This is a genomic window from Vibrio sp. SCSIO 43136 (assembly GCF_023716565.1).
GTDB lineage: Bacteria > Pseudomonadota > Gammaproteobacteria > Enterobacterales > Vibrionaceae > Vibrio.
This window is the reverse complement of record NZ_CP071849.1, coordinates 879528-905268: the sequence shown is the minus strand read 5'-3', so window position 1 is coordinate 905268 and position 25741 is coordinate 879528. Positions and strand designations below refer to the sequence as shown.

General features: G+C 43.5%; 25 protein-coding genes. 15 read left to right on the top strand and 10 right to left on the bottom strand.

What is annotated here, in order from left to right; all coding sequences use genetic code 11:
• Nucleotides 1-17: 17 nt before the first annotated feature.
• From modA to modC, 3 genes are read left to right on the top strand one after another with little or no spacing between them, the layout of a single operon-like run.
• Complete coding sequence (gene modA / locus J4N39_RS18925; RefSeq protein ID WP_252023805.1) at nt 18-746, top strand: molybdate ABC transporter substrate-binding protein; 729 nt, start codon at nt 18-20, stop codon at nt 744-746.
• On the top strand, nt 736-1434 hold the full coding sequence (modB, locus tag J4N39_RS18920) for a molybdate ABC transporter permease subunit (RefSeq protein ID WP_252026836.1): 699 nt from the start codon (nt 736-738) through the stop codon (nt 1432-1434). The genes modA and modB overlap by 11 nt, the downstream gene beginning before the upstream one ends.
• Nucleotides 1421-2533 (top strand): molybdenum ABC transporter ATP-binding protein ModC, encoded by a 1113-nt coding sequence (modC, locus tag J4N39_RS18915; RefSeq protein WP_503064166.1) that lies wholly within the window; start codon nt 1421-1423, stop codon nt 2531-2533. The genes modB and modC overlap by 14 nt, the downstream gene beginning before the upstream one ends.
• Before the next feature lie 31 nt (nt 2534-2564).
• Here modC and J4N39_RS18910 read toward each other — a convergent pair whose 3' ends face one another.
• The 3 genes from J4N39_RS18910 to J4N39_RS18900 form a co-directional block, all read right to left on the bottom strand.
• A complete protein-coding gene (locus J4N39_RS18910) occupies nt 2565-4205 on the bottom strand; it encodes a methyl-accepting chemotaxis protein (RefSeq protein WP_252026832.1) in 1641 nt (546 codons plus the stop codon).
• 90 nt (nt 4206-4295) lie between these two features.
• Nucleotides 4296-5291 (bottom strand): OmpA family protein, encoded by a 996-nt coding sequence (locus tag J4N39_RS18905; protein ID WP_252026830.1) that lies wholly within the window; start codon nt 5289-5291, stop codon nt 4296-4298.
• 181 nt (nt 5292-5472) lie between these two features.
• A complete protein-coding gene (locus tag J4N39_RS18900) occupies nt 5473-5913 on the bottom strand; it encodes a DUF3069 domain-containing protein (RefSeq protein ID WP_252026828.1) in 441 nt (146 codons plus the stop codon).
• Nucleotides 5914-6087: 174 nt separating this feature from the next.
• Between J4N39_RS18900 and J4N39_RS18895 the strand changes: the two genes are divergently transcribed.
• Nucleotides 6088-7050 (top strand): GGDEF domain-containing response regulator, encoded by a 963-nt coding sequence (locus J4N39_RS18895; protein WP_252026826.1) that lies wholly within the window; start codon nt 6088-6090, stop codon nt 7048-7050.
• A 40-nt stretch (nt 7051-7090) separates the two neighbouring features.
• Here J4N39_RS18895 and J4N39_RS18890 read toward each other — a convergent pair whose 3' ends face one another.
• On the bottom strand, nt 7091-8242 hold the full coding sequence (locus tag J4N39_RS18890; protein WP_252026824.1) for a GGDEF domain-containing protein: 1152 nt from the start codon (nt 8240-8242) through the stop codon (nt 7091-7093).
• A 368-nt stretch (nt 8243-8610) separates the two neighbouring features.
• Between J4N39_RS18890 and J4N39_RS18885 the strand changes: the two genes are divergently transcribed.
• The 9 genes from J4N39_RS18885 to J4N39_RS18845 all read left to right on the top strand — a co-directional run bounded on the left by J4N39_RS18885 (nt 8611) and on the right by J4N39_RS18845 (nt 17061).
• Nucleotides 8611-8991, top strand: coding sequence for a late competence development ComFB family protein (locus J4N39_RS18885; RefSeq protein WP_252026822.1), 381 nt, complete (start codon nt 8611-8613; stop codon nt 8989-8991).
• A 2-nt stretch (nt 8992-8993) separates the two neighbouring features.
• Nucleotides 8994-9278, top strand: a complete 285-nt coding sequence (locus tag J4N39_RS18880; protein ID WP_252026820.1) for an HlyU family transcriptional regulator — start codon at nt 8994-8996, stop codon at nt 9276-9278.
• 324 nt (nt 9279-9602) lie between these two features.
• Nucleotides 9603-11153 carry a Re/Si-specific NAD(P)(+) transhydrogenase subunit alpha gene (pntA, locus tag J4N39_RS18875; RefSeq protein WP_252026817.1) on the top strand — a complete coding sequence of 517 codons (1551 nt, stop codon included), beginning with the start codon at nt 9603-9605 and terminating at the stop codon, nt 11151-11153.
• A 10-nt stretch (nt 11154-11163) separates the two neighbouring features.
• Complete coding sequence (pntB, locus tag J4N39_RS18870) at nt 11164-12561, top strand: Re/Si-specific NAD(P)(+) transhydrogenase subunit beta (protein ID WP_252026815.1); 1398 nt, start codon at nt 11164-11166, stop codon at nt 12559-12561.
• A 115-nt stretch (nt 12562-12676) separates the two neighbouring features.
• Complete coding sequence (vxrA, locus tag J4N39_RS18865; protein ID WP_252026842.1) at nt 12677-14125, top strand: sensor histidine kinase VxrA; 1449 nt, start codon at nt 12677-12679, stop codon at nt 14123-14125.
• On the top strand, nt 14100-14759 hold the full coding sequence (gene vxrB, locus J4N39_RS18860) for a response regulator transcription factor VxrB (RefSeq protein ID WP_252026813.1): 660 nt from the start codon (nt 14100-14102) through the stop codon (nt 14757-14759). Before vxrA ends, vxrB begins: the two co-directional genes overlap by 26 nt.
• Before the next feature lie 2 nt (nt 14760-14761).
• Nucleotides 14762-15673: a DUF2861 family protein gene (locus J4N39_RS18855; RefSeq protein WP_252026811.1), complete on the top strand. Its 912-nt coding sequence runs from the start codon at nt 14762-14764 to the stop codon at nt 15671-15673.
• A gap of 64 nt (nt 15674-15737) precedes the next feature.
• Nucleotides 15738-16865 (top strand): conjugal transfer protein TraF, encoded by a 1128-nt coding sequence (locus J4N39_RS18850; protein ID WP_252026809.1) that lies wholly within the window; start codon nt 15738-15740, stop codon nt 16863-16865.
• A gap of 40 nt (nt 16866-16905) precedes the next feature.
• Nucleotides 16906-17061 (top strand): YoaH family protein, encoded by a 156-nt coding sequence (locus J4N39_RS18845; RefSeq protein ID WP_252026807.1) that lies wholly within the window; start codon nt 16906-16908, stop codon nt 17059-17061.
• Between the two features lie 689 nt (nt 17062-17750).
• On the opposite strand, the gene J4N39_RS18840 is transcribed toward J4N39_RS18845, so the two are convergent.
• The 3 genes from J4N39_RS18840 to J4N39_RS18830 all read right to left on the bottom strand — a co-directional run bounded on the left by J4N39_RS18840 (nt 17751) and on the right by J4N39_RS18830 (nt 18984).
• Complete coding sequence (locus J4N39_RS18840; protein WP_252026840.1) at nt 17751-17942, bottom strand: helix-turn-helix domain-containing protein; 192 nt, start codon at nt 17940-17942, stop codon at nt 17751-17753.
• A 341-nt stretch (nt 17943-18283) separates the two neighbouring features.
• Complete coding sequence (gene yciH, locus J4N39_RS18835; protein WP_252026805.1) at nt 18284-18595, bottom strand: stress response translation initiation inhibitor YciH; 312 nt, start codon at nt 18593-18595, stop codon at nt 18284-18286.
• 32 nt (nt 18596-18627) lie between these two features.
• Nucleotides 18628-18984, bottom strand: a complete 357-nt coding sequence (locus tag J4N39_RS18830; RefSeq protein ID WP_252026803.1) for a DUF3319 domain-containing protein — start codon at nt 18982-18984, stop codon at nt 18628-18630.
• A 75-nt stretch (nt 18985-19059) separates the two neighbouring features.
• Between J4N39_RS18830 and J4N39_RS18825 the strand changes: the two genes are divergently transcribed.
• Nucleotides 19060-20046, top strand: coding sequence for a tyrosine-type recombinase/integrase (locus J4N39_RS18825; RefSeq protein WP_252026801.1), 987 nt, complete (start codon nt 19060-19062; stop codon nt 20044-20046).
• Here the strand turns inward: J4N39_RS18825 and J4N39_RS18820 are convergent.
• Together J4N39_RS18820 and J4N39_RS18815 are read right to left on the bottom strand one after the other, a co-directional pair.
• Nucleotides 20043-21041, bottom strand: coding sequence for a D-alanine--D-alanine ligase (locus J4N39_RS18820; RefSeq protein ID WP_252026799.1), 999 nt, complete (start codon nt 21039-21041; stop codon nt 20043-20045). The two genes, J4N39_RS18825 and J4N39_RS18820, sit on opposite strands and share 4 nt — an antisense overlap.
• A 164-nt stretch (nt 21042-21205) precedes the next feature.
• A complete protein-coding gene (locus tag J4N39_RS18815) occupies nt 21206-21769 on the bottom strand; it encodes an SPOR domain-containing protein (protein ID WP_252026797.1) in 564 nt (187 codons plus the stop codon).
• A 253-nt stretch (nt 21770-22022) separates the two neighbouring features.
• On the opposite strand from J4N39_RS18815, the gene J4N39_RS18810 reads away from it, so the two are divergent.
• The gene (locus tag J4N39_RS18810; RefSeq protein ID WP_252026795.1) at nt 22023-24704 is read left to right on the top strand and encodes a bifunctional acetate--CoA ligase family protein/GNAT family N-acetyltransferase; all 2682 of its coding nucleotides are present in this window, start codon (nt 22023-22025) and stop codon (nt 24702-24704) included.
• Here J4N39_RS18810 and J4N39_RS18805 read toward each other — a convergent pair.
• Nucleotides 24656-25588, bottom strand: coding sequence for a LysR family transcriptional regulator (locus tag J4N39_RS18805; protein WP_252026793.1), 933 nt, complete (start codon nt 25586-25588; stop codon nt 24656-24658). The two genes, J4N39_RS18810 and J4N39_RS18805, sit on opposite strands and share 49 nt — an antisense overlap.
• Nucleotides 25589-25741 lie beyond the last annotated feature (153 nt).

The window sequence follows — 25741 nt, the reverse complement described above, 5'->3', positions numbered from 1 at the left end:
GAGTGTTGCTCACTGCCATGCTGAGTTGTTTTAACGCTCAAGCTGAAACGGTGAGGGTGCTTGCCGCATCATCTATGACCAACGTGATGCAAAATGTTGCTACACAATACCCGATGCGCTTACAGAATGTATTTGCAGGCTCGGCATCTCTAGCACGGCAAATATCATCTGGCGCTCCCGTCGATCTGTATATTTCTGCTAGCCCAGCGTGGGTAAACTATCTGGTCGAGCAAGGAGTGATAGATGAGGCCCAAATTAATAAACTTGCAACTAACCAATTGGTACTCATCGCGCCAAAGTATTCTGAAATCACTGTATCGCCACCTGAAATCAAGGACTCCAATTGGTGGTCTAAGAACCTAGCGAATACCAGACTAGCTGTCGCCAATACTCGCTCTGTACCTGCAGGAATATACGCAAAACAGTCACTACAGAGCGCTGGAAGTTGGAACGCTGTAAAGTCACGCTTAGCATCGACATCCAATGTGCGTAGAGCACTTGCATTGGTTGAGCGAGGAGAAGCTGAGCTTGGCATAGTATATAAGACCGATGCCATTCTTAGTGACAATGTCACAATAATTCATCACTTTGAACCAAACAGTCATGACGACATTGTTTACCCAGTGGTTTACTTTAACCAAAAAGGTAAGAAACTGGCAGACTACTTATTGTCAAAGGGGCAGAGAACACTAGTGCACTATGGTTTTGTCGCAGTGGATGGGAATGGTGACCAAAATGCTCAATGATTTTGAGGTTGAAGCCTTAAATCTCAGTCTAAAGGTTGCATCAGTCGCTGCGTTGAGCCTTCTCCCTATATCAATCTTTCTTGCATGGCTGTTAGCTCGAAAAAACTTCGTAGGAAAAGGCTTGTTAGATAGCCTCATTCATTTGCCGTTAGTTCTCCCTCCTGTTGTCATCGGTTATCTGCTACTTGTTGTGATGGGGCGGCGAGGTTTGGTTGGTGAATGGCTAGCGTCCAATTTTGGTATCGTGTTTAGTTTTAACTGGAAAGGTGCTGTATTAGCTTCCGCAGTGGTTTCGCTACCCTTGATGGTTCGAGCTATCCGGTTGGGTATTGAATCTGTTGATCCTAAACTTGAGCAAGCTGCTCGTACTCTCGGAGCGAGCAAAGCAAAAGTCTTTATCACGATTACCTTACCTTTAACCCTACCGGGGATTATTTCAGGAATTATCTTAGCGTTTGCTAGGAGCTTGGGGGAGTTTGGAGCCACGATTAGCTTTGTTTCGAATATTCCAGGAGAAACACAGACCCTCCCATTAGCAATGTATAGCTTTATCGAAACCCCTGGGGCTGAAATTGATGCGGCGCGTTTGTGCGCTATTTCTGTAGTTGTTGCTTTGGTTTCGCTTTTGGGCTCCGAATGGCTCTCTCGTCGGACGAAAAAGAAAATTGGTGGTTCTGGCCATGATTAATATAAATATCGAGCAGTCTCTTGGTGAACTGGGTTTAAAGATAAGCTGTAAACTGCCAGGTAAGGGGATTACTGCTGTGTTTGGTCGTTCTGGTGCAGGGAAGACCTCTTTTATCAATGCCATAAGTGGATTGACAAATCCTGACCGAGGCACGATCGAGGTGAATGGACGAGTGCTATTTGATAGCCATCAAGGCATTGATGTTCCCGTAGAGCATCGACGTATTGGTTACGTGTTTCAGGAATCGCGTTTGTTCCCGCATTACAGTGTTCATGGGAACTTAACCTACGGCAGCCCCAAAGAATTAGACCTTAGCGAGTTTGATACCACAGTCGAATTGTTAGGTATCCGCCACTTATTAGCTCGCAAGCCTCATCAACTTTCTGGGGGAGAGAAGCAGCGAGTGGCCATCGCCAGAGCACTTTTGTCCAAACCTTCGCTGTTAATTATGGATGAGCCACTTGCATCATTAGATTTGCCAAGAAAGCGCGAGGTGATGCCTTACTTGGAGCAATTAAGCCAACACCTGTCGGTCCCGATTGTTTACGTCACCCATAGCTTAAACGAAATTCTGCGTCTGGCGGATCATATGCTGGTGCTTGAGAAAGGTAAGCTACTTAGTTGTGGTAGCTTGGAAAATGTTTGGCAATCACAGGCGATGAAACCTTGGCAATCCTTCTCAGAGCAAAGTACCGTTTTTGAGGCCACAGTGTGTCATCACCATGAACAGTATTCTTTGACCCAAATTGCTCTTTCTAAAGAATGTCATTTATGGGTACAAAGAATATCTGCACCTATTGATGGAAGCGTTAGAGTTCAGGTTCGCGCAAATGATGTGTCGATATCATTGATTAAGCCTGAATTAACATCTATTCGTAATATTATTCCCGCTACGATTTCAGCGATTGAAACCCAAGGTGGCAAAGAAAGAAGCAGTGTTTCAATTGGCCTTAAAGTGGCAGGAGATAAGATACTTTGGGCGAACTTAACCCAATGGGCGGTAGATGATCTCAAACTCAAGGTGGGTAGTTCGGTCTATGCTCAACTCAAAGGCGTCAGTGTCACTCAGCGCGATATTGTTGCTGTCCCAATGGATTAAAAATGGCGTGTCTACCGCACGCCAATCTTTATTACACTTCAAACTTCGCCACTAGATTATCCAATGCTTCACATTGGGTCGCCAACATTTCACAGGCATTTTCTGCGCTACTGACCATCTCAACCATTTGATAACTGCTCTCTATGATGCTTTGCATATGTTGAGCCACTTCGTTTGCCAACTGGTTTTGCTGCGACGAAGAAGATTCAATCTCTTGGCTCCCTTGTACGATACTCTCGATGGCAGTGGTAACTGAACTTAATCTATCACTGGCTTGATGGGAGAGAGCGACCGTACTTTCTCCGGTTTCTAAACTGGTGTTGACCGCATTCACAGCCTCATTGGCTGCTGATTTTAATTGATTAATGGTTTGCTGAATTTGGTCAGTACTCTGTTGGGTTTTTCCTGCGAGCGCTCTTACTTCATCAGCAACTACAGCAAATCCACGTCCTTGTTCACCGGCACGAGCGGCCTCTATTGCGGCATTCAGTGCCAGCAAATTGGTTTGGTCAGCGATTTCGACGATGACATCCAATAAACTGACGATACTGTTCACATTGGAATCAAGATTACCGATAACTTCACCACCGACTTTGATTTGAGATTCAAGTGTCGCTAGTGAAGTGACTGTGTTATCTAGCAAGGATTTAGCATTAGATATCTCTTCCAAACCTTGATGACTCAGAGATGCGGTATTGTTGGCATTACCTGTGACCACGTCACTTATTTGACTCACTTCATTGGCTGAATGGGACACTTGGTCGCTTTCACCTTGTTGATTGGATACATACATCACGATGCCTTGAGTAAGGCTACGAATATTTTCCATTTCTGCACGCACTGAGTTTGAGGTAATAATTACTTCCGTGATAGTGGAGTGCATCGATTCGAGAAATTGATTAAATGCTGTGCTTAACTGACCAATCTCGTCAGTGGACATACTTGGTAAACGTTTAGTTAAATCGGCTTCACCTTTAGCGATGTCTTCTAATGAGTGCTGTAAAGTCTTAATCGGGGAAGTCACCCAGCCACCAATAGACCATGCAACTACCAATGCAATTACTGTTGCGATCGCGCCGCCATAAATCAAGGTAGAAGCTGCAGATTCAGATAGCGCACGACTTTCCATTATTTTTTGCGTTTGCAACTGCGTTAGTTGCTCAATAAGTGACGTTAGATCACTACTTGTCTGTTCAAAATCGGACTTGAGGTCACTTCGTTTTGAGAAAAATACGCTGCCTGGGTCGTCCGAGGTATATAACGTACCGTAAGAAGACATTGCACTATCATAATGACTTAACAAAGTACGTAACGAATTTTGTTGTGTTGATGGCAACTCAGTGCTGTTAGATAATTCTCTAAGTGATCTCACCAAGGTCTCACCGTTTGTGACTGCGGCTTGGTGCATTTGTCGATACTTGCTCAAGTTATCTTTCGCTGCAAAATCGTAAGACAAGTCATGAGCAATTTCGGAGGCTCTGTATAAAGTCAGTGATAACTGGGTGAGAGACTCTGTGACGGGTTGGTAGACCTGGCTAATTTTTTGTTCAATATCTTTTTGTTGGTTGAGCAAAGATACCGCATGGAAAAGCAGTGCCGAAAAGACAATAACAAGAACAAGGACGGGCAATGCTATTTTGGATTTCAGGGTGAGATTATTTATCCACTTCATATTGGGTACTCAATTGACGTTGTTAAAATAACTATAGACAAAAAAACGACCCTAAAAAGGGTCGTTTTCTTTCATAGTGTCTGAATTTATTTACTTTTCTACTGTAAATTCTTCAATAGTTACTTCAACACGGCGGTTTTCTTTACGGCCCGCAGCAGTGTCATTGGTTGCAATTGGGTTGGCTTCACCGTCACCACGAATAGTTAGACGATCAGCAGCTACGCCTTTAGATTCGATGTAATCGGCAACGGCTTGAGCACGTTGCTCCGAAAGTTTTTGGTTAAATGCAGCAGCGCCTTTTGAATCTGTATGACCAACAACAGTGGCTTCAGCTTGAGGGTACTTCAACAGAGTTTCAACCACGTCATCGAACTGATGCAATGCGCTATCACTTAGCTTATTACTGCCAGTTTCAAACAATTCCACATCTTTTTGAGACTGGAACGTCACTGTTGTTGCTGCGACAGCAGCCACAACTGGCTCCGGAGCTGGCTCAGGCTTAGGTTCAGCCATCGGCATTGGTTCTGGCATTGGCTCTTCTTTCACCATCATTGGCTCTGGAGCGCCAAATTTGTATGTCAGGCCTAAGCTTACTAGGTTTGCAGAAATACCACTGTTGGTTTCAAAGCTCAAAGGCGTTGTCATTTGGTATTCTAAGCGCGTTGAAAGGTTTTTGTTGATAAAGTACTCAAGACCAAGAGCAGACAGCAAACCAAAGTTGTCATCCGACTTGTATTTAGAGAAGCTAGCACCAAGTTTACCGTAGAAATCTAGGCCGCTTGTAATTGGAGCATTAAATTTAGGCGCAAGTGTGACTTGAGTTAGGTCACCATTAAGTTCAGTGCCCGCGCCATAGTTTGTTTTGAAATCACCGATTTTTTCGACGCCAAGTTCGATTGCGATTGCTGGGTCGAATTGGTAGCCAAGGTATCCACCGAAGCCTACGCTTGTATCATCACAAGGCTCTGATGCAACACAGCTATTTTTAAGGAAAGAGTATCCGGCCTTACCACCCACGTATGTTTGTGCTGAAAGTGTCAATGGAAGAGCGGCGAGAATAGATAGTGTCAGTAACTGCTTTTTCATAAAAGTATCCTTAATCCGTTTAAAGGAATTTATTTTTGTTATCCTCGCCTGAATTATTAACTTAAGTTTGTGAATGATCAATTAATGATTGGTAAAACTATGCATTAGTGGTCATAGATCTCAAATTTAAGACACAAAAAAAGCCACTAAATCAGTGGCTTTTGATATTTATGAACGCAAATTATTTCGCAAAAACGTCTTTAAACTCGCGCTTTAGAATAGGGTCACGGCGAGCTTTTTTCACTTGTTTAGCCATATCTTTAACACTGTTGTGTAAAGATTGATCTAATAATTGTGAACGGTACTCTGCTTTTTGCTCGTCAGTCATATCTTCAGGAAGCTTCAAAGTTTCAAACTCTTCCATAACACCAATGCCAGCAAACGCTTGGCCTACAGACACAAGGGCATGAAATTGCTCAAAGCTATCAAGAATGTTTTGAGCACTTGCTGGAAGTGTGTTCCAAACTTCGCGTACGGCTTCTTCTGCAACCTCATGGATGGATGCTACCATGTGATAAAGTTCTTCAGGCACATCGTCAAATTTGATAACTGCTTGCAGCTCTGGAGATAAGCTGTCTAGATCAACTTTAGTTGGCTCTGTTGATGGGTTTTGCTCTGACATGGTTTTGTCCTAAGTGTGTTCTAAAACCGAGATCCTATTGGCTTGTGGGTAAAAGTCAACTTCTGCGATCAAATATCTAGCAGATTCAAAATTTTGCGTGCTATATTGAAGTGTAAAGGCGTTTGGAAGTCATCATTTTCCTGCGTACAAACAAAACATTAGGTAAAGGGACTTATGGAACTATCCAGTGCATCGATTCGCATTTTGCTGGTCGATGATTTGCAAGTAGAGCGCATGCAACTCGCCATTCGACTCAAGCAACTTGGTCATAGTGTAGAAATGGCTGAGAGTGGCGCTCGAGCACTAGAGCTTTATCCTTCCTTTGAGCCCGAGCTTATCCTACTAGACATTAGCATGCCTGAAATGGACGGCTTCGAAGTCGCCAAACATCTTCGTAACAAATACGAAGAGTGGGTACCTATCATTTTTCTAAGTAGCCACGAAGAACCCGCTATGATTGCTCGAGCTATCGAAGCTGGCGGAGATGACTACTTAATCAAGCCTGTCGACAAGCTAGTACTCAACGCAAAACTGGTTGCGATGCAGAGGATTGCTTCAATGCGTCGAGAGCTTAAACTTGCGACTGCTCAACTTGAATCAATGAACAGCAATCTTCGTAAGCAAGTCAATGAAGATGGTCTGACAAAAGTCTATAACCGCCGCTACATCAACGACGAAATGCAGAAGATGATTTCTTGGCATGGTAGGCACCGATTACCAATGACGGTCGTTCTGTTAGACGTCGACTTTTTCAAAGCTTATAACGATACCTATGGGCATATCGAAGGCGACAGTTGTTTGCAACGTTTGGCTGACCTGCTCAACAAGCTATTTACACGAACGGGGGAGTTTGTCGGACGTTATGGTGGCGAAGAGTTTGCCATTATCATGAGCAACTCAGACGGAAACTATGCCGAGAAACAAGTGAATCGGATTCGTATGGCCATTTCAGATCTTGCAATTCCTCACCGAGAATCGACAGTCTCAAGTTGCGTTACCGTGTCACAAGGAGCGTATAGTTTGATACCAACGGGTAGGGAGACCACGGACGATGTATTTCAGGTAGCTGACCAAGCGCTTTATCAGGCTAAGCACTCTGGGCGAGATGGTTATCAAGTCGTGACAAAAGATGTATAAGCAATAAAAAAGCTACCTGAGGTGGCTTTTTTATTGTCAACTAGATAGCAACGACGCAATTACGCCCTTTCTTTTTCGCCTTATATAGAGCTTCATCGGCCACTTTAAGAACTTTGTATGGGGAGCGACTATGGCTAGTGTCTGCTACGCCAATGCTGATGGTCACTTTGACAGTTTTGTCGCGAGAACCGGAAGAACGATTTGCAGAGCCGACTTTATCATCTTTAGGGCGTTGGCTCTTGTTCCTCACCACCATGTCATATTCAGCGATGCTTTCTCTAAGTTCCTCCAAAAACTCTAAAGTGTCTTCAGAATCTTTACCTTTAAACAAGACTGTGAACTCTTCACCACCGTAACGGTATACTTTTGCATTACCCCGTGTAGCGCGCATTTTCTTCGCAACCAGCCTTAATACGTGGTCACCAGTATCGTGACCATGAGTGTCATTAAATTTCTTAAAATGGTCGACATCAAGCATTGCAATAGCGAAATGTTTACCTAGATGCGCCATTTCATTTTCTAGCGCTCGACGGCTAGGGATCTCCGTCAATTGATCGATAAATGCTAACTTGTGACTGGTTGATATGATGTTATAAATCAGCAAGATACCAGCACAAGTAAAGAATATCGAAGATATGAAGGCTAGATGGAAGAAGCAAAATGTAAGTGTTGAAAATAGCAGGCTCGAGTAAACGCTGCTGTCGATAGCTTCATTTCGTGTAAGTACCATAATGGCACTTATACCGACAAAAATGATGCTGTATAGAACAGCTAAGAAAGGTAGTCGAGAAAATTCTTCGATGGTAAACAGTAACCCATCCCAGAGTGCATGGTCATCCATCATCGTGAAGTGGGTAATGGTTAAATAGCCCCACAACGCAAATCCCACCATTAATGCGGAATAGATATACCCTGACGTTGAAAAAAATCGTTTATTTGGAAATGCATAGACGATGACACAGGCAACGGGTAACAAGAATGCCAAGATACTGAACTCTAAGCGAGTCGTTCCTACCGATAATGGCACTTGAAGACGTGTTTGTACAAAATAGTAAGCTAGCGTCATTGCGACAGCTAACATCCCCATGCGACCTTGACTAAAGCTTTGGCATAGTAGCAACGCCACACCAAAAAGTAAGTACGGAAGGTGAATAACGAAGCTTAAGTTATCCTCAGCGATATTGCTGAGCAAATCGATACTCGTAATGCTCCCCAAGGCCATGAGGATAGGGGCTAAAAAGCGAAACAAATTAGAGTAATTCGATATTTTGGGCATATCAGAGTAGTTTTGATGAAAACGTGTTCATAAGGTTTGCTACACTCGGCTTACAAGGGGTAGCAACCGAAACATCACGTTTGAATTGCGCACACTAGGAGAAACATAAGGATACTTTTATTCCGCTATTTTCCAAGTACTTTGCTAAACTTATTAAGAAAAAGTGTGTGACTTAATGCACAACTGATGCAAATCCGTTCAATAGCACTAGCTATGGATAGGTAAATGCGATTGCATAGGGTATAAATGCAATAAAACCTGCTTCGACTTGAGGGATGAAATATATGCAGATCAGTGTTGATGTTCACAATTACATGGAAACTTTAGTCGGCCATCGCTTGGCACTAGAATACTACACCGATAAGTACTCATCGGATCAACTGGCAGATCTCGCCTGTATTACGCTTAATCAGTTAAGGCCCATCTACATCAGACACGACATAGATTTCCTATCATCCTTACCTGAAGAGAAGTTTGTAGCTATTAATAAACAAGTTGATGCGGCTCTCGATGGTGCAGAAACCATGCTCGATAATGACAGGCGTGAAGCGCGCTCAGACGAACTCCCCGTAATCTATAGCAAACCTAGACGCTTTGAAGACAACGAGTTAGAGTGGTACGAAGAACCATTACTGAAACGTAGTCAATCCAACAATGGAGGGTGATTGTGGGTTTGTTTTCAAAACTGTTCGGTGGCAGCAAAAAAGATGCGGCACCAAAATCAGTAGAGCCTGTTGAGTACAAAGGCTTTAATATCTATCAAGAAGCGCAATCTGAAGGCGGCCAGTATCGAATCTGTGGTCGAATCACTAAAGCGTACCCTGAGGGTGAGGTTAAAGAGCATAAGTTTATTCGTTCTGACTTACTGCCATCTGAACAAGATGCAAATGAGTTCATGTTGAAAAAGGCTCAACTATTCATCGACCAGATGGGTGAGGGCATCTTTAACTAATTAGTTTGAAGTAACTGTTATATTCAATTGCACTAATTGTAACTTTTTATGAGCCAGCAGACTTTTTTCTGCTGGCTCTTTTTGTATTCTGTTGCAAAAAACAGCGATTGGCGCAAGAGTAGCCGATAAACGCCCAAAATAGAGCTGGTTGGACCTCTGTTTAGCGTAGTTTGGCGTTGTTTTCTTACGCGAATCAAGGGAAGATTGCCTGTAGCATTCAGTTATATGTAATGAAATTTTGTATTTTTATTACAAAAAGCTTGAAGTCCATGTCTTGCTTAGTTAAAACAAAGACAATTCATTTGCCAATAGTAGGGAAAGACAATGCAAATTGGTGTGCCTAGAGAAATACTCGTAGGTGAATCACGAGTTGCTGCGACGCCTAAAACGGTCGAGCAGCTATTAAAGCTGGGATTTGAGGTCTCAGTAGAAAGTAACGCAGGTGCGTTAGCCAGTTTTGATGATGCTTCTTTTGAAGCCGCTGGTGCCACTATCGTTGATGCAACAGAAGTCTGGAACGCAGACCTGATTTTGAAGGTTAATGCGCCAACTTTTGAAGGTGATGACAACGAAGTAGCCAAAATTAAAGAGGGGGCTAGCCTAGTCAGCTTTATCTGGCCGGCACAAAACCCAGAATTAATGGAAGCGCTATCAAGTAAGAACATTAATGTAATGGCGATGGATTCTGTTCCTCGCATCTCTCGTGCTCAGGCACTAGATGCGTTGAGTTCAATGGCTAACATCGCAGGTTACCGTGCTGTTGTTGAAGCAGCTCACGAGTTCGGCCGTTTCTTTACAGGGCAAATCACTGCTGCGGGTAAAGTTCCGCCTGCAAAAGTTCTTGTTGCTGGTGCTGGCGTTGCTGGCCTTGCTGCGATCGGCGCAGCGGGCAGTCTAGGTGCGATTGTTCGTGCATTTGACGTACGTCCAGAAGTAAAAGAGCAAGTTCAATCCATGGGTGCAGAATTCTTGGAAGTCGATTTCCAAGAAGACACTGGCGCTGGTGATGGCTATGCAAAAGAAATGTCAGATGCATTCAACAAGAAAGCGGAAGAGTTGTACGCAGCTCAAGCGAAAGATGTTGATATCATCGTTACCACGGCTCTTATCCCGGGTCGTCCTGCACCACGCTTGATCACCAAAGAGATGGTCGACAGCATGAAAGCGGGCAGTGTAATTGTTGACCTTGCTGCGGCTAATGGTGGTAACTGTGAGTACACCGTCGCTGATAAAGTAATTACTACTGAAAATGGCGTTAAGGTGATCGGTTACACCGATATGGTTGGTCGCCTACCAACTCAGTCTTCTCAACTTTACGGCACTAACCTGGTTAACCTTCTAAAGCTTCTATGTAAAGAAAAAGATGGCAACATCGATATCGACTTCGAAGACGTAGTACTTCGCGGTGTGACTGTCGTTAAAGAAGGTGAAGTTACTTGGCCTGCGCCGCCAATTCAGGTTTCGGCACAGCCAGAGGCTAAACCACAAGCGGCTCCTGCACCAAAAGAAGAGAAAGTTGAAGAACCAGTATCTCCTGTGAAGAAGATCGTTGGTCTAGCTGCAGCAGTTGGTGCATTTGGTTGGGTAGCTTCAGTAGCTCCAGCTGCATTCCTTGCACACTTCACTGTATTTGTATTGGCATGTGTGGTGGGTTACTACGTAGTTTGGAATGTAACACACGCTCTCCATACCCCTCTAATGTCAGTAACTAACGCTATTTCAGGCATTATCGTCGTGGGTGCGCTACTACAAATTGGTCAAGGGAATGGTGTGGTTACCTTCCTATCGTTTATCGCTGTTTTGATTGCGAGTATTAATATCTTTGGTGGCTTTACGGTAACCAAACGTATGCTCGAAATGTTCCGTAAAGATTAAGGAGTAACAAATGTCTGCAGGATTAGTACAAGCAGCTTACATTGTTGCTGCGGTTCTTTTCATCATGAGTCTGGCTGGTCTTTCTAAGCAAGAATCAGCTCGCTCGGGTAACTATTACGGCATCGCTGGTATGGCGATTGCGTTGGTTGCTACTATTTTCAGCCCTGATGCTCAAGGTTTCGGTTGGATTATTGTTGCAATGGTTGTTGGTGGAGCAATTGGTATTTTCTACGCAAAGAAAGTAGAAATGACCGAGATGCCAGAGCTGGTCGCAATTTTGCACAGTTTCGTAGGTATGGCGGCGGTACTTGTTGGTTACAACAGCTACCTAGCTCCTCCGGCACCTGTCTCACTAAACCCAGCTGATATCCATGCTGAACACGTAATTCACTTAGTGGAAGTGTTCCTTGGCGTATTCATTGGTGCTGTAACCTTCACAGGTTCAATCGTTGCGTTTGGTAAACTACGTGGTGTGATTTCTTCGTCACCGCTAAATATTCCACACAAGCACAAGTGGAACCTTGCAGCAATCGTAGTATCAGCACTACTGATGAACTACTTTGTTGGTAACGACGGCAGCACATTTGCGCTTATCGTGATGACTCTGATTGCGTTCGCATTTGGCTACCACTTGGTTGCATCGATCGGTGGTGCGGATATGCCAGTAGTCGTATCAATGCTGAACTCATACTCGGGTTGGGCAGCAGCAGCAGCGGGCTTCATGCTTGCAAATGACCTTCTAATCGTGACTGGTGCGCTAGTTGGTTCATCGGGTGCGATCCTTTCTTACATCATGTGTAAAGCAATGAACCGTTCGTTCATTAGCGTTATTGCAGGTGGCTTCGGTCAAGAAGTATCAGTAAGCTCGGAAGATGTTGATCAAGGTGAACACACTGAAACAACAGCGGAAGAAGTTGCAGAGATGCTCAAAAACTCTAAATCTGTAATCATCACTCCAGGATATGGCATGGCAGTTGCGCAAGCTCAGTACCCTGTATTTGAGATCACTGAAAAACTTCGTGCTCAAGGCGTTGATGTTCGATTCGGTATTCACCCAGTAGCGGGGCGTCTGCCTGGCCACATGAACGTTCTGCTTGCAGAAGCGAAAGTACCGTACGATATCGTTCTTGAAATGGACGAAATCAATGATGATTTCGATGAGACAGATACCGTTCTAGTTATCGGTGCAAACGACACCGTAAACCCAGCAGCGCAAGAAGATCCAAACAGTCCAATCGCAGGTATGCCTGTACTGGAAGTTTGGAATGCGAAGAATGTGGTTGTATTTAAGCGTTCGATGAACACTGGTTATGCAGGTGTTCAGAACCCATTGTTCTTTAAAGAAAATACCACCATGCTGTTCGGTGATGCGAAAGAGAGTTGCTTAAACATTTCTTCAAGTATCTAAACGGATAGATGCGATATCAAAGGGAGGCAATAGCCTCCCTTTTCTTATTTGGCGCAACTAGTACAAAGGTGTTATATTTACAAAGGCTTATTATAAAAGAACTGAGATAGACCCAATTTTGATTCGTTATCTAACATTATTTACTGCGTTGCTGTTCAACTCTTCAGTTGCACACAGTGCAAGCCTTCCTGACCGAATCGAAACTTTTCGAGAAAAATTTGATAGTGCACCTGCACTAGCGTCTTATGATATGCGCGTCATTCAAACGGATTTTCCGACCAAACTTTTAACGCCGCAATCAATGCTCCCTCAAACTGAAGATTACCCGTTAAAGGATATTCAAAGGCTTTACAGTCTTGCCAACAGTTGTACTGGTAAGCTCCCCCTTAGCCCATTGATTACCGAGCCTTTAGTCTTTACCAGAGCGATTTGTAAAAACACCAAATTGCCCCTTAAGTGGTTTGCACGCTCTGGGCTAATTCATCCTGGTGGCGGTACGTATGCAGCCCGATATGCGCGCAAATACCCAGTACTCTATGATGAACTCAAAGACTACATGCACATTAAAGAGCGACCTGAAGCAGATCCAGAGAGTCTACTCGGACGTATTCAAGCGATGGATTACAGTGCGATTAGTGCATTGATCTCTGGTGCAGACATGTTTATCCAACAAGATAATTTATGGCTAAGGCAGGGTGAGAAGTATCTAATATTTGCACCTGACGTATGGCAACCTTTGCTTAGTGAAGCCTCACTCAAAGCAACCCATAAATCCTTGGCATCAGTTTGTTATGTAAAAAGTGGCAATATTTGTTGGGAGCAAGAAGATCATTCTGATCTGCTCCTGAATATCATGATCGCTTTGGTTCTGTTTAACGTGGTTATCATTGCCGCTTGGGCGACTTCGCGATGGAATGACAAAAGACAAGAACTCAAGAGTCGTATGCTGGTGCTGCAAATATTGACGCATGAACTGCGCACCCCCATTGCGAGTCTTTCCTTAACGGTAGAAGGGTTTAGACGTGAATTTGAGCATTTACCTGAGTCAGTTTATGACGAATTCCGTCGATTGTGTGAAGATTCTCGTAGATTGCGTCAATTAGCTGAAGCAAGTAAAGATTATTTGCAATCCGATAACAATCAACTGGCCACTGAATGGTTACCATCAGTACATGAATGGCTTGAATACCGTTTTGAAGACAAAGCCGTACCTGTCGCAATATCAATAAACAAAGACACTGCTGCCAAAATTAATATCTATTGGTTAGGAACCTGTCTGGATAATTTGGTTAACAATGCGGTCAAATACGGTGTTGCTCCTGTTGAAGTCTCTATTACCACATCAGCGAATAGCCTTCGCTTTGAAGTAAGAGACCAGGGCGAGCTAAGCAAAAAGAATTGGAAAGAATTAAGAAAGCCGTTTGTTAGTAAAGCTGGCTTAGGATTAGGGTTGACTATTGTGGAATCAATGGTCGAAAGAATGGGAGGTAAGCTCTCATTGGAAGGCCCGCCGACAACATTTATATTGGAGATACCTTGTGAAACAGACTCTACTGCTTGTTGAAGATGACAAAAACCTTGCGGATGGACTTTTAGTAAGCCTTGAGCAAGCGGGGTATGATGTTCTGCATGCGGAAACAATCGCAGAAGTTGCACCATTGTGGGAAAAAGTCGACTTAGTTGTACTTGACCGTCAATTGCCAGATGGTGATACAGTCGATCACCTTGCAGACTGGAAACAAATCAAAAAGGTTCCAGTAATTTTGCTTACTGCACTAGTATCCATCAAAGATAAAGTGTCAGGTTTGGATGCAGGTGCAAATGATTATCTTACTAAGCCATTTGCCGAAGCTGAGCTGTTTGCCCGAATTCGCGCACAACTAAGAACACCTGACAGTGAAGGGGATGAAGCTCACCGCGTCGTAGTGAAGGACTTAGTGATCGATACTCAAACACGTGACGTGACGTTCAATGAAGAGGCAATCACGCTGACTCGTACTGAATTTGATTTACTGTTGTTCCTCGCCACAAATATTGGTCGCGTTTTTACTCGTGATGAACTATTAGACCATGTGTGGGGCTACAACCACTTCCCAACAACACGTACTGTCGACACCCATGTTCTGCAGTTACGCCAAAAACTGCCAGGTATTGAAATTGAAACATTACGTGGTGTCGGTTACAAAATGAAAGGCTAACCTTGAGAGTTTTATTTCTTTTGTCGCTTGGACTCTTCTCCAACGTAGCATTCTCAGACGATACAGGCTCAACCGAGCCTGTAAGTGTAGGCACAGCACCTGATTTAGTTTGGTTCGACCAGACCAGTCCACTGACCTATACCCATCAAAAGTTATTAGAAAATGATCTGCCTTCGGCATTTTCAGGGCTAATAGAGTTGTGGCAGAAATCGCCGGAACCTTATGTTGCCGAGCATTTAGATTCATTGCTAGTAAAAGGGTTGGAGAAAGACTGCGGACGCTCATTTAGTGAAAGTGGGCTAGCAGGTTGGATTAACGAGTTGATCATCAGACGCCAAGTAATCCAAAGCCCTGGCAGGCAATCTACCAGTATGATAGTCGATGTACTGTCTGATCGTGAGATCAAAGACATTCGCTTTCGCCGCTGGACAAAAACTAAAATCTCATCAGATTCAGACTTTAGCCTGGTTGGCACCTCTAAAGAAGGCCATAAGCGCTATAATAAACGTTATAATCTGAGCTCCCGACTTGCTAGTGGTCTGTACAGAGTTACAGTGTCACCCAGCAAGGGCGAGCCGTGGTCTAGTTGGATTGTCATTGCTGAACCTCAAGCAAAAGAAGTCCTGCGCTGGCAAACTAAAGACTCATGGAAAGTAGAAAAGGTAGGATTACTCAATTATCACTGTCCACTACCTGTGATGAATATCTCTGTGTTTGATTACGTCAACGACGAGTACCGTAAGATTTGGGAAAAGGATTACGAAAGTGAATACCCAAGCCATATCCCATTAAGAGATGTAGAACCCGACCGTTATGTTTTGGCCGTTTCTATCACTCACAAACGTTGGCAAGGCGTAATTTCCATCGAAGATCAGCAGGTTATTAGCAAAACCTACGATATATCGGTAGATTAAATTTACTAAAGATTTGATAATGATTGCCGATAAAAGATGAAAGGAACTATCTAGCGGCATTGTTATGAAAAAAATAGGCTTAACAACTTCAATCGCATTAGCTCTATCTGCTACTGGAGCTAATGCAGCAAACTATTCAGTCGACGGTCGTGGTGATGCGATGGGTGGTACTGGCGTAGTCTCTGGGGACTTTCTTTCAGCTCCTTTCTATAACCCAGCACTCGCAGCTCTTTATCGTCGTAACGACAACTCGGGCATGATAATTCCAGCGGTCGGACTTGCTTACGAAGATCAAGGCGACATGCTAGATACCATCACATCGCTTGCTGATACTACGATCACTGATCCAGCTGAAGCTGATGCTCTACTAGAAAAGCTAAATAATGGTCAGCTCAGTTTCGATATCGGCATCGCAGCAGCTTTTGCGATCCCAAATAGCTTTCTGTCGATGAACGTTTACGGTAAAGCGTACACTGAGTCTTTTGCTACCCCAATCATCCAGACAACGGGTTCAAGCGAAGATAAAGTTAATAATGCTGAGTTAGGCATTCTATCTGTAGGCGTCACGGAGCTTGGATTAACTATGGCCAAGTACTACACCTTGTTTGGTCAACACACCTCCTTTGGTATCACACCAAAAATCCAACGAGTTTACTCACTAAATACTATCCAAAAGATGAGTGATTTCAGTTTTGATATCTTCAATTCAGCAACTGGTGAAACGGCATTTAATATGGATGCAGGTGCGGTCTGGTTCTACGGACCGTGGCGAGTCGGTGTTTCTGCAATGAACATTTTTGGAAGGGACATCGAAACAAACAGCGCCACATCAGCAGCAATGGGCGGAGACGTATCGTACACGTACAAACTTCAGCCTAATTATACCGTTGGTGCAGGTCTTGTTGGCGACTACTATGCCTTCAGCATCGATTATGATCTTGTGGAGCGAGAAAAATTTGTAGGCGTGAACGATAATGAACAGATGTTACGTGCTGGCCTTGAATTAGATCTGATGCGCCAAATTCAATTTAGGGCAGGGTACCGATACAACCTTGCTCACGAAGATAACGAAGGCACAATGACAGCAGGTATCGGCCTAACGCCTCTGGGTATTATCACTATGGATATAGGTGCAAGCTACACTAACTCCAAATCCATGGGAATCTATCTAAACTTCCTTGGCAATTACTAACTTTTTCGCTATTCTCGGCCTCCATTCTCTGGAGGCCGAAATGTTTCAAGACCTATCACTTACCCACGCAGAACAGCAACAAGCCGTCGAACAAATACAAGAACTGATGGCTCAAGGCATTAGCACAGCAGAAGCTATCAAAATAGTTGCCGAGCAAATCAGGCAAAAAGCCAAAGACAACGAACAACCGGAATAACGGAAGAGGGAGCATTAGCTCCCTTTTTTTGTGTTCTATCTTTACATCTATTAGCCGCCCAAACTTGTTACACGGGATAGAAGTGACATAGTGAGCCAATTTCGAAACAATCACATCTCAGGACAGAGTTTAATGCCGCATAACAAGCCTTATACTAAGTTAATCAATGGCTTAAAAAGAATTTGGAGTACTTAAAGGACTGGGGTCGTCAGGTAGTAAGTAAAGACTTACTCTCGTTATACATACTAGTTGGCTTGGGAGTTTTGGACTATACCAGATGGTTAACCAAGAATTATCTGGGTATATTAGAGTTAACTTGTCGAAAATTGCTGTAAAAGGTAATCAGAGTATTGCGTGATAAAAACACCTTTAGGTTACAATGTCACACCACAAGAGAACTAAATAAAAAATAAGGCCAACCATTATTTTGCAGAGATTATGGAAATGAGGGAGATTAGGTTTTAATCTCGTGTGCAGATGTATCCTAAGTTGAAACTCAAGAGATAGACACTAGGCTTGCGGCGGGCGTATGGAGTCCACAAACCATCTGCAATCATCCAACTGCGTAGCGTCTCATTAGATATTGATTGGTTGTGTAACTCTATTAATTTTTCTCGAGCAAGTGTCGGTGAAAAATCTTCGTAGTTATCGCGAACGAGCTTTAAAATCGTCTCTCTATAGTCGCTTGGTTAACGATGATTGCTAGGCTTTCCACGAGCTCGGAGGGCTAAACCAGCAGCACCAAACTCACGTAACCGGTTCATAAGGCGCTGAACCTGACGGACACTTAGGTTGAGTATCTCAGCGGCGTCAACTCTACGTATACGTCGATCGCAGACGTCCTGAATTACTTTAAAACGACTAATTTCTGAATCACTCATAGTCACCAACATATTTAGCAGATCCTTAGCTCAATTCACATTAGTTAAAGACTAGTTGGTAAGAGCTAAAAAGAGACATTTTTGCTTTGGTAGAAAGTGACATTACTATATAGATCTTACAATCTTGGTGCGCATTATATACGTTATGTTAAATAAGATGTGCGTCAGCGTGAAATCCACAACTGTTCATGACCCCTACACCACATTTCTCGGTAATTTAACCATAATCAGATTTACCATAAAATAGCTAATAATCATTACTTTAATCAAAGATTAAGTTCTGACTATTAACCAATAAAAAAGCGAAGCTTGTAGCTTCGCTTTACATGAATGGCATCAAATTAGCCGCCGGCCAATTTTACTGTATGACCTTTTTTCTCTAGGTGCGCTTTAATTTTATCGCGGTTATCACCTTGGATCTCAATGTCACCACCTTTGACTGAACCACCACAGCCGCATACTTTTTTAAGTTCAGCTGCTAGTAGCTTTAGAGGTGCGTCATCTAAGTCTAATCCAGTGACAATACAAACACCTTTGCCTTTACGACCTTTAGTTTGACGTTGAATACGGACGATGCCGTCGCCTTTAGCTCTTTCTTGTTTTGGTTCTTCTTGTTTGATTCGGCCAACATCTGTGGAATATACGAGGCTCATAGTCGTTCTCTATTGCAATAAGTTAGGCTATTTTAGCCTTTACGAGCAGCGGCTGCTAGATGGGCATCGATATGTTTTTGGATGGCGAGTTTGCCACCTTTCAAAAGACGACCGTTGTGAAAACAATACCAAGCGTTTGGCTCGCCTGTATCATTTTTCAGAGTGAACCCGTTATAGTTCTCCTCGGTGCCAGCCTCAACACGCTTGGCAGCTAGAGACGTAAACTCTTTTGGATCAATGAATTGAGCGGTATCACACCACCAATCAATACTCTTTTTAACTGCAGCAAGATTTCCAGTGAGGACTTTATTTTTAATTCTGGCCTGCCAAACGTCTGGATTTTTGTTATCCGACTGAATCGGTACGCCTCTATGAATAGTATTAGCCATTGTGAAGACACTTCTTGTTATCTTTATTGTAATAATAATTGTAAATATTCGTTTAGCAAGTACAATCAGCTAAATATGTCTAGTTATAGTGCATTAGATATGAAAAAAATTTGTACACCTATCAGTGAACCGTCACTTAGAAAAAAAAGTGTGGCTAAATTCTCTTATCCTATCGATGTTGCTGATATGGCCGAATTGACTAGTCATAACTACTCGATAAACTCTCTAAAATCGATGACTAATGATTGGAACCGATTTGTAGAGTTTGTATCACAAACTAATCAAGCTACCCTACCCGCCTCCGTTAATACGTTGCTGCTGTTTTTGGAGAGCCAGTGCCGAACTAGGAAGTTGGCCTCAATTAAACGTAGTCTCATCAGCTTAGCGACAGTTCATCGTTTACATGGATACGCAGAGCCTACTAATCATCGTCAAGTAAAACTGTTTATGTCGAATGTCCGTGTCATTAAAAAGGATGATGCTCGACATTCAAACGCCTTTACAAACAAACACTATTTGGCGCTTAATGAGCTATTTTCTAACGGATATGAAAGTAAAGACGCAAGGGATATGGCCTTGTATGGCATTGCATTGGAATGTGCATTAAAGCGAAACGAAATCAGATCATTAAACTATGACGACTTAACAATCAATGATTCTGTTATTGCAATACAGCTTAATTCTGAATGTTATAACCTGAGTGATTTGAGTATTGAGTGGTTGAATCGCTGGTTATCCGAGCGTACACATGTCGAGGGACCTTTATTTTGCCGAGTGGATCGACACCAGAATATTTTACTTGCTCCTCTAAACGACTCTTCCATTTATCGCATTTTCCGTAATGCCAGTGATTTGCTCAACTTAGGCTACAACATGCGTTTTGGTGGGCAATCGAGTCGAGCTGGCGCTGCAATGGAGCTGGCCAAACAAGGATTAAAACTGAAAGAGATCCAAGAATTTGGTCGGTGGAACAGCCCGGTAATGCCAGCACAATACTTAAAACGTGCTGGTATTGCCGAAGCTGAACAATTGAAGTTTATTAAGATCAGGCCTTGGGATTAAGCTTCCAAGGCAGTTTCAACGGCACTTCTCAAAAACTCAGCGAAGTCTAATCCACTGTGCTCGACCATTTTAGGGAACATAGAGATAGGCGTCATACCTGGGAAGGTATTCACTTCATTTAGATAGATCTCATTATCTTCGGTCAAGAAAAAGTCAATTCTCGATAAATCTTTAAGCTGCATGTGCTTAAACACTTTCAGAGAATACGCCTCGATGGTATTCAACTGCTCTTGTGTTAAGTCAGATGCTTCAACATGTGTCACAGAATGACTGTCAGAGCTGTATTTCTCTTCATAAGAATAGAAAGTTTCACTTGGAGCAATAACCTCACCGGGTTTAGTCACCACAAGTTTGCCTTGATATTCATAAGCCGCGACTTCAAGTTCGCGGGGGGTTACTGCTTTCTCTACCAATACTTGCTCGGAGTAGTTAAATGCGTTGGCAACTGCAGGGCGAAGTTCCTCAATGCTAGAAACTGGGTAACAACCTACAGATGAGCCTTGGCGTGCCGCTTTAACAAAGATCTTGCCCCATTGATTAAACGCCTGCTCAGTTTGCTCAATCGCCTCTTCATTATTCTCAGTAAGGAAAAGATATGGAGTATTAGCGATTCCGAGCGCATCGTACCAAAGCTTAGAAGTGATTTTGTTAAAACTGTTTGTGCTAGCTTCAGCTCCGCAACCAAGATATGGGATCTTAGCTAACTCGAACATTGATTGGATATCACCTGTTTCGCCTGGAAACCCATGAATACACGGAACGATAAAATCAATATGGATCTCATGGTCCTCACCTTTGATCGAAGCATGTGCGATATCAAGTTCGGTTTTGACGCCGTTTTCTAGTCGCCAATCCAGAGAGTTCATCTCAACACGGATAACATTAAAGTTAGGTGAGATTTCAAGTTGTTGTTGTAGGTAGTTAGCTGATAACAGCGATACTTCGTGCTCACTAGAGCCACCACCGCACAGAAGTAAGATATTCAGTTGTTTCATTCCGTAATTTCCATGAAGAAACGATTTTACAGTTGAGTTTAATGCTTTAGAGGATCAGATTCAGTAAAAAAAGCGTCAATAACGAAGTGATTTAGCTCGCATGGTCACATATGCAGCAAACTCAAATAAAAAAAGGGGCTAAAAGCCCCTTTTCGTGATCAATACTATTTCAGCTTGTCCAATGTTGGATACGCAGAGTTCTTAATATCATCAATGCTCTTAGTGAACGGTTTTAGCTTTCTAAACTCCGCTGGAAGGTTAGCAATCGCCGCTTTCGCTTCAGCGCGAGATGCATAATCACCGTATAATACTGTGTACCACTTGGTACCATTAACCAGCTTGTAGTTGCCCCACACGGGTTGGCCATTTGGAAGCTTTTCTGCAACTTTAGGCAGTTTCGCTTCGCTATCTACTGCAATGACTTGGATGGTGAACCCATAGCGCGGATTCATCTTCAAATGTTCTTCTGTCGGAGGAAGGATCTTAACCTTCTTCTTGGTTGGCGCAGGAGCAGCCTTCATTGGCTTTTGCTCCGTTGGTTCAGGTTTTGAAGCCACAATCGCTTCTTCCTTGATATCTTGCTTTGCTTCTTCAGCCATTAGAGGCGCTGCAATGGTATCGACTTGATAATCTTCTCTATACGACTCAGTGGTTACTCCCTTTTCATAAGTATCAGAAGCACATGCTGCGAGTAGCATAGATAGAGCAATGATAGTGACTTTTTTCATATTGATTCGATATCTGGTTAAACTTTTTAAAGGATGCCCATAGATAGCTTGGGAATCAAGGGCATAGTAACGTTTATTCTAGTCTATAACGGGATTTGGCACACAATAATTTAACGAACGGTTGAGATTGGATAAAGAAGCATCAACTAATCTGTTAATAAGCTTGGCTAGGATCACATAGCATTAAGAGGTTTCGTTTTTCTTCGTAGGATTGATTTAGACTGATTAGGTCAAGCTGCGTATGAGGATAACGATGAACGGATTAGACAAACTACTTAAGCCTTCTTCTATCGCCGTGATAGGCGCATCAAATTCACCTCATCGTGCTGGTAAAATTGTCATGAAAAACCTTTTAGAAGGTGGTTTTTCTGGAGCAATATTGCCGGTAAATCCCAAGCATAAATCTGTTCGAGGGGTGCTTTCCTATCCTTCCATTGATGCACTGCCAATCATCCCTGATCTAGCCATTTTGTGTACACATGCCTCTAGAAATGTCGAACTCTTTAAGCAGTTAGCGTCCAAAGGTATTGGCGCCGTTATCGTTCTGTCATCCGATATGTACCAAAAGACTGACCAAGACGAAACTATCGAACAGGCCTGTTTAGAGATAGCCACACAGCACAACATAAGAGTGCTCGGGCCAAACAGCTTGGGGGTGATTTTACCGTGGGCTGGCATTAACGCCTCCTTCTCACCCGTGACGGCGTCACGTGGAAAACTCGCTTTTATTTCACAATCTGCGGCAGTTTGTACAACCGTGCTTGATTGGGCTAATGACAAGAACATTGGTTTCTCTTCGTTTATCTCCTTAGGAAATGCTGGAGATATCGATGTACCAGAACTATTAGATACTTTATGTACCGACAGCAAAACAGAAGCAATACTGCTCTATATCGACTCCATCAAGGATGCTCGTGCTTTCATTTCTGCAGCTCGGGCTGCGAGTCGTAATCGCCGGATCCTGGTTCTCAAAGGCGGGCGTACCTTGGAAGGTCAAGAGGCCGCCATCTTACACACTGGTGGATTACCAAGTCTTGATGTGGTCTATGATGCTGCGATACGTCGTTCGGGCATGCTGAGAGTAAGCAACACTCATGAGCTATTTGCCGCAGTTGAAACATTGACTCATGCGGTACCACTTAGAGGGGAAAGACTCGCCATCGTCACTAACGGTGGAGGCCCAGCAGTGATGGCTGTGGATACTCTAATTCAACGAGGAGGAAAGCTTGCCAAGCTCTCTGATGAGTTGATTTCTAAACTCAATCAACACCTTCCAGAAAGTTGGTCGAAATCTAACCCAATCGACCTTATTGGGGACGCCGATAACTCCCGCTATATTAAAACTATTGAGACCTTGCTAGACAGCGATGAGTTCGATGCGTTGCTAATCATGCATAGCCCGTCAGCAATAGCAAAGTCGACAAAAACGGCGCAAGCAATCATCGATTGTATCCAGAAACATCCTAGAAAACGCCACTTTAACATTCTTACCAATTGGAGCGGTGAGCAAACTACCCGTGAAGCTCGGTTATTATTCACCGAAGCCGGTATTCCAACCTATCGCACCGCAGAAAGTGCTGTTATCGCATTCATGCACCTCGTCGAGTACCGCCGTAACCAGCGCCAGTTGATGGAAACTCCGGTTTCAACTGGTCAAATAGATGCACAAGGTCTAGAACAATCTAGATACTGGATAAAAAAACAGTTATCTGAAAAAAGAGTAAGTTTAGATACTCACCAACTCGCACCTTTACTAGAAGCCTACGGGTTTGAGGTGCTTCCTACGTGGATATGTTCAGACCCAACTGAAGCTGTCCATATTGCCGAAAAGATTGGCTACCCCGTCGCAGTTAAACTCCGCTCTCCAGATATAGCGCACAAATCCGAGGTTCACGGGGTAATGCTGAACTTAAGAACCAGCACCGAAGTGGCCAACGCAGCGCAAGCAATTAAAGATCGAGTGGCTTTAGCTTACCCAGCAGCCTTGATTGAAGGGCTGTTGGTTCAAGGAATGGCCCAACGGAGCGGCGGTCAAGAGATCCGAGTCAAAGTACACACCGACCCTATATTTGGACCAGTGATAATGCTTGGTGAAGGCAGCATAGAGTGGGACCTTGCGAAAGATGCTGCGGTCGCTATACCACCACTGAATACAGCCCTCGCTAGATACTTAGTCGTTAGAGCCGTTAAATCGGGTAAGCTCAGACTTCAGCAAGGCCCAAACCCAGTAGATATTCCAGCACTTTGTGACTTCTTAGTAAGAATTTCACAGATGGTGATCGATTGCCCTGAAATCATAGAACTGGATATCCATCCAGCATTAGCGTCTGGTAGCCAATTCACTATCCTAGATGCAGATCTAAAACTGGCGCCACATCAAGGCCATCAACACCAAAGGCTTGCCATCCGCCCGTACCCTGTCGAGTTTGAGCAGCATATAACACTAAAAGATGGCAGTGACATCCTTTTACGCCCTATTCTTCCTGAGGATGAGCCTAAGCATGCGGATTTTATTCATCAAGTCTCCAAGGAAGATTTATATAAACGCTTCTTTAGCGATGTAGGTGAATTTAATCACGAAGACCTAGCCAATTTCACTCAGATCGATTACAACCGCGAAATGGCATTCGTCGCAACCAAAGTGGATCAAGGCAAAGAGGTGATTATCGGTGTTGCTCGTGCACTCGCAGACCCCCAAAACATTGATGCTGAATTCGCAATATTAGTCCGTTCAGACTTAAAAGGTATTGGATTGGGCAAGGTGCTAATGGAAAAAATCATCAGCTATTGCAAAGTGCGAGGAACCAAACAAATGTCTGGAATGACCATGCCGTCTAATCGCGGCATGCTCACCCTAGCCCAAAGAATGGGTTTTGAAATTGATGTTCAATTCGAAGATGGTGTAGCCGATATGAGGCTGCCTTTAAATGAGTAATCGAGTTTCCAATGCTCTTTGATGTATTGGATACACCATGACTTACTCTTACCCATTTTGTTGCGTCGCCAGGCCAATACGACATCTAGCTCTGCGCTTTCTGTCGCTGCGATTGGCGCTAAAAGATTTTGTTCAATCAATCGCTCGGCTATATGTGTAGGGATGGTACCTATTCCAATTCCTGCAATCAGTGCTTCTATTTTGGCGTGAAAGTTTGTCACGGTTAGCACTGGTTGTTCATCCAGTATATTAAAGCTAAGTGTCGGCGCATCTCGAGCGGTATCGGCGATAGCAATTACCCTGTAACGTTTCCGTGCCTCCGGATCGAGTTTTCCTTTCCGTTTATGGATATAGTGGTCATGTGCAGCAACCCATGTCATCGATATCTTGCCAATGGGCTCAATTTTCACATCTTGAGGCACGGTTTCTGGACGAGGGCATACCAACAAGTCGGCTCGTTCCGTAGCTAGCGCTTCCCAGCCCCCAGCCAATATTTCCTCTTGCAGCTTTATTCTCGTCTTACTAACTGCCCCCAAATGTTCCACCAATGGAAAGAACGTAGATACTGGTATGATGCCGTCATGTGCAATTGTCAGATCAAGTTCCCAACCATGGGCAACCACGTTAGCGTCCGATACCATATCTTGCGCTGCACTAATGAGTAATCGCCCTCGTTCAAGCAGTAGCTTTCCTGCTTCCGTAAAGTTTGCACGATGACCAGATCTATCAAAAATCACCAAATCTAAGTCTTGTTCGAGTTTTTGGATTTGATAACTCAATGAAGAAGGTGCTCTATTTAGCTCCTGAGCAGCAGCAGCAAAACTGCCACGTCTCTCAATCGCATCCAAAATATGCAACGCTTCCAATGTAATCGTACTACTCATTTAAAGCTCCACGAGAACCAAATGCGATCAATGTCACATTATGGGATTTTGTAAAATCAACTAATGAACTATCCGCAATTAACTTAAGTGACTGTTAATTAGGACTTAAATGAAAACAAACCGTTCATAGCTACCAACTAATAGTCATTAAGT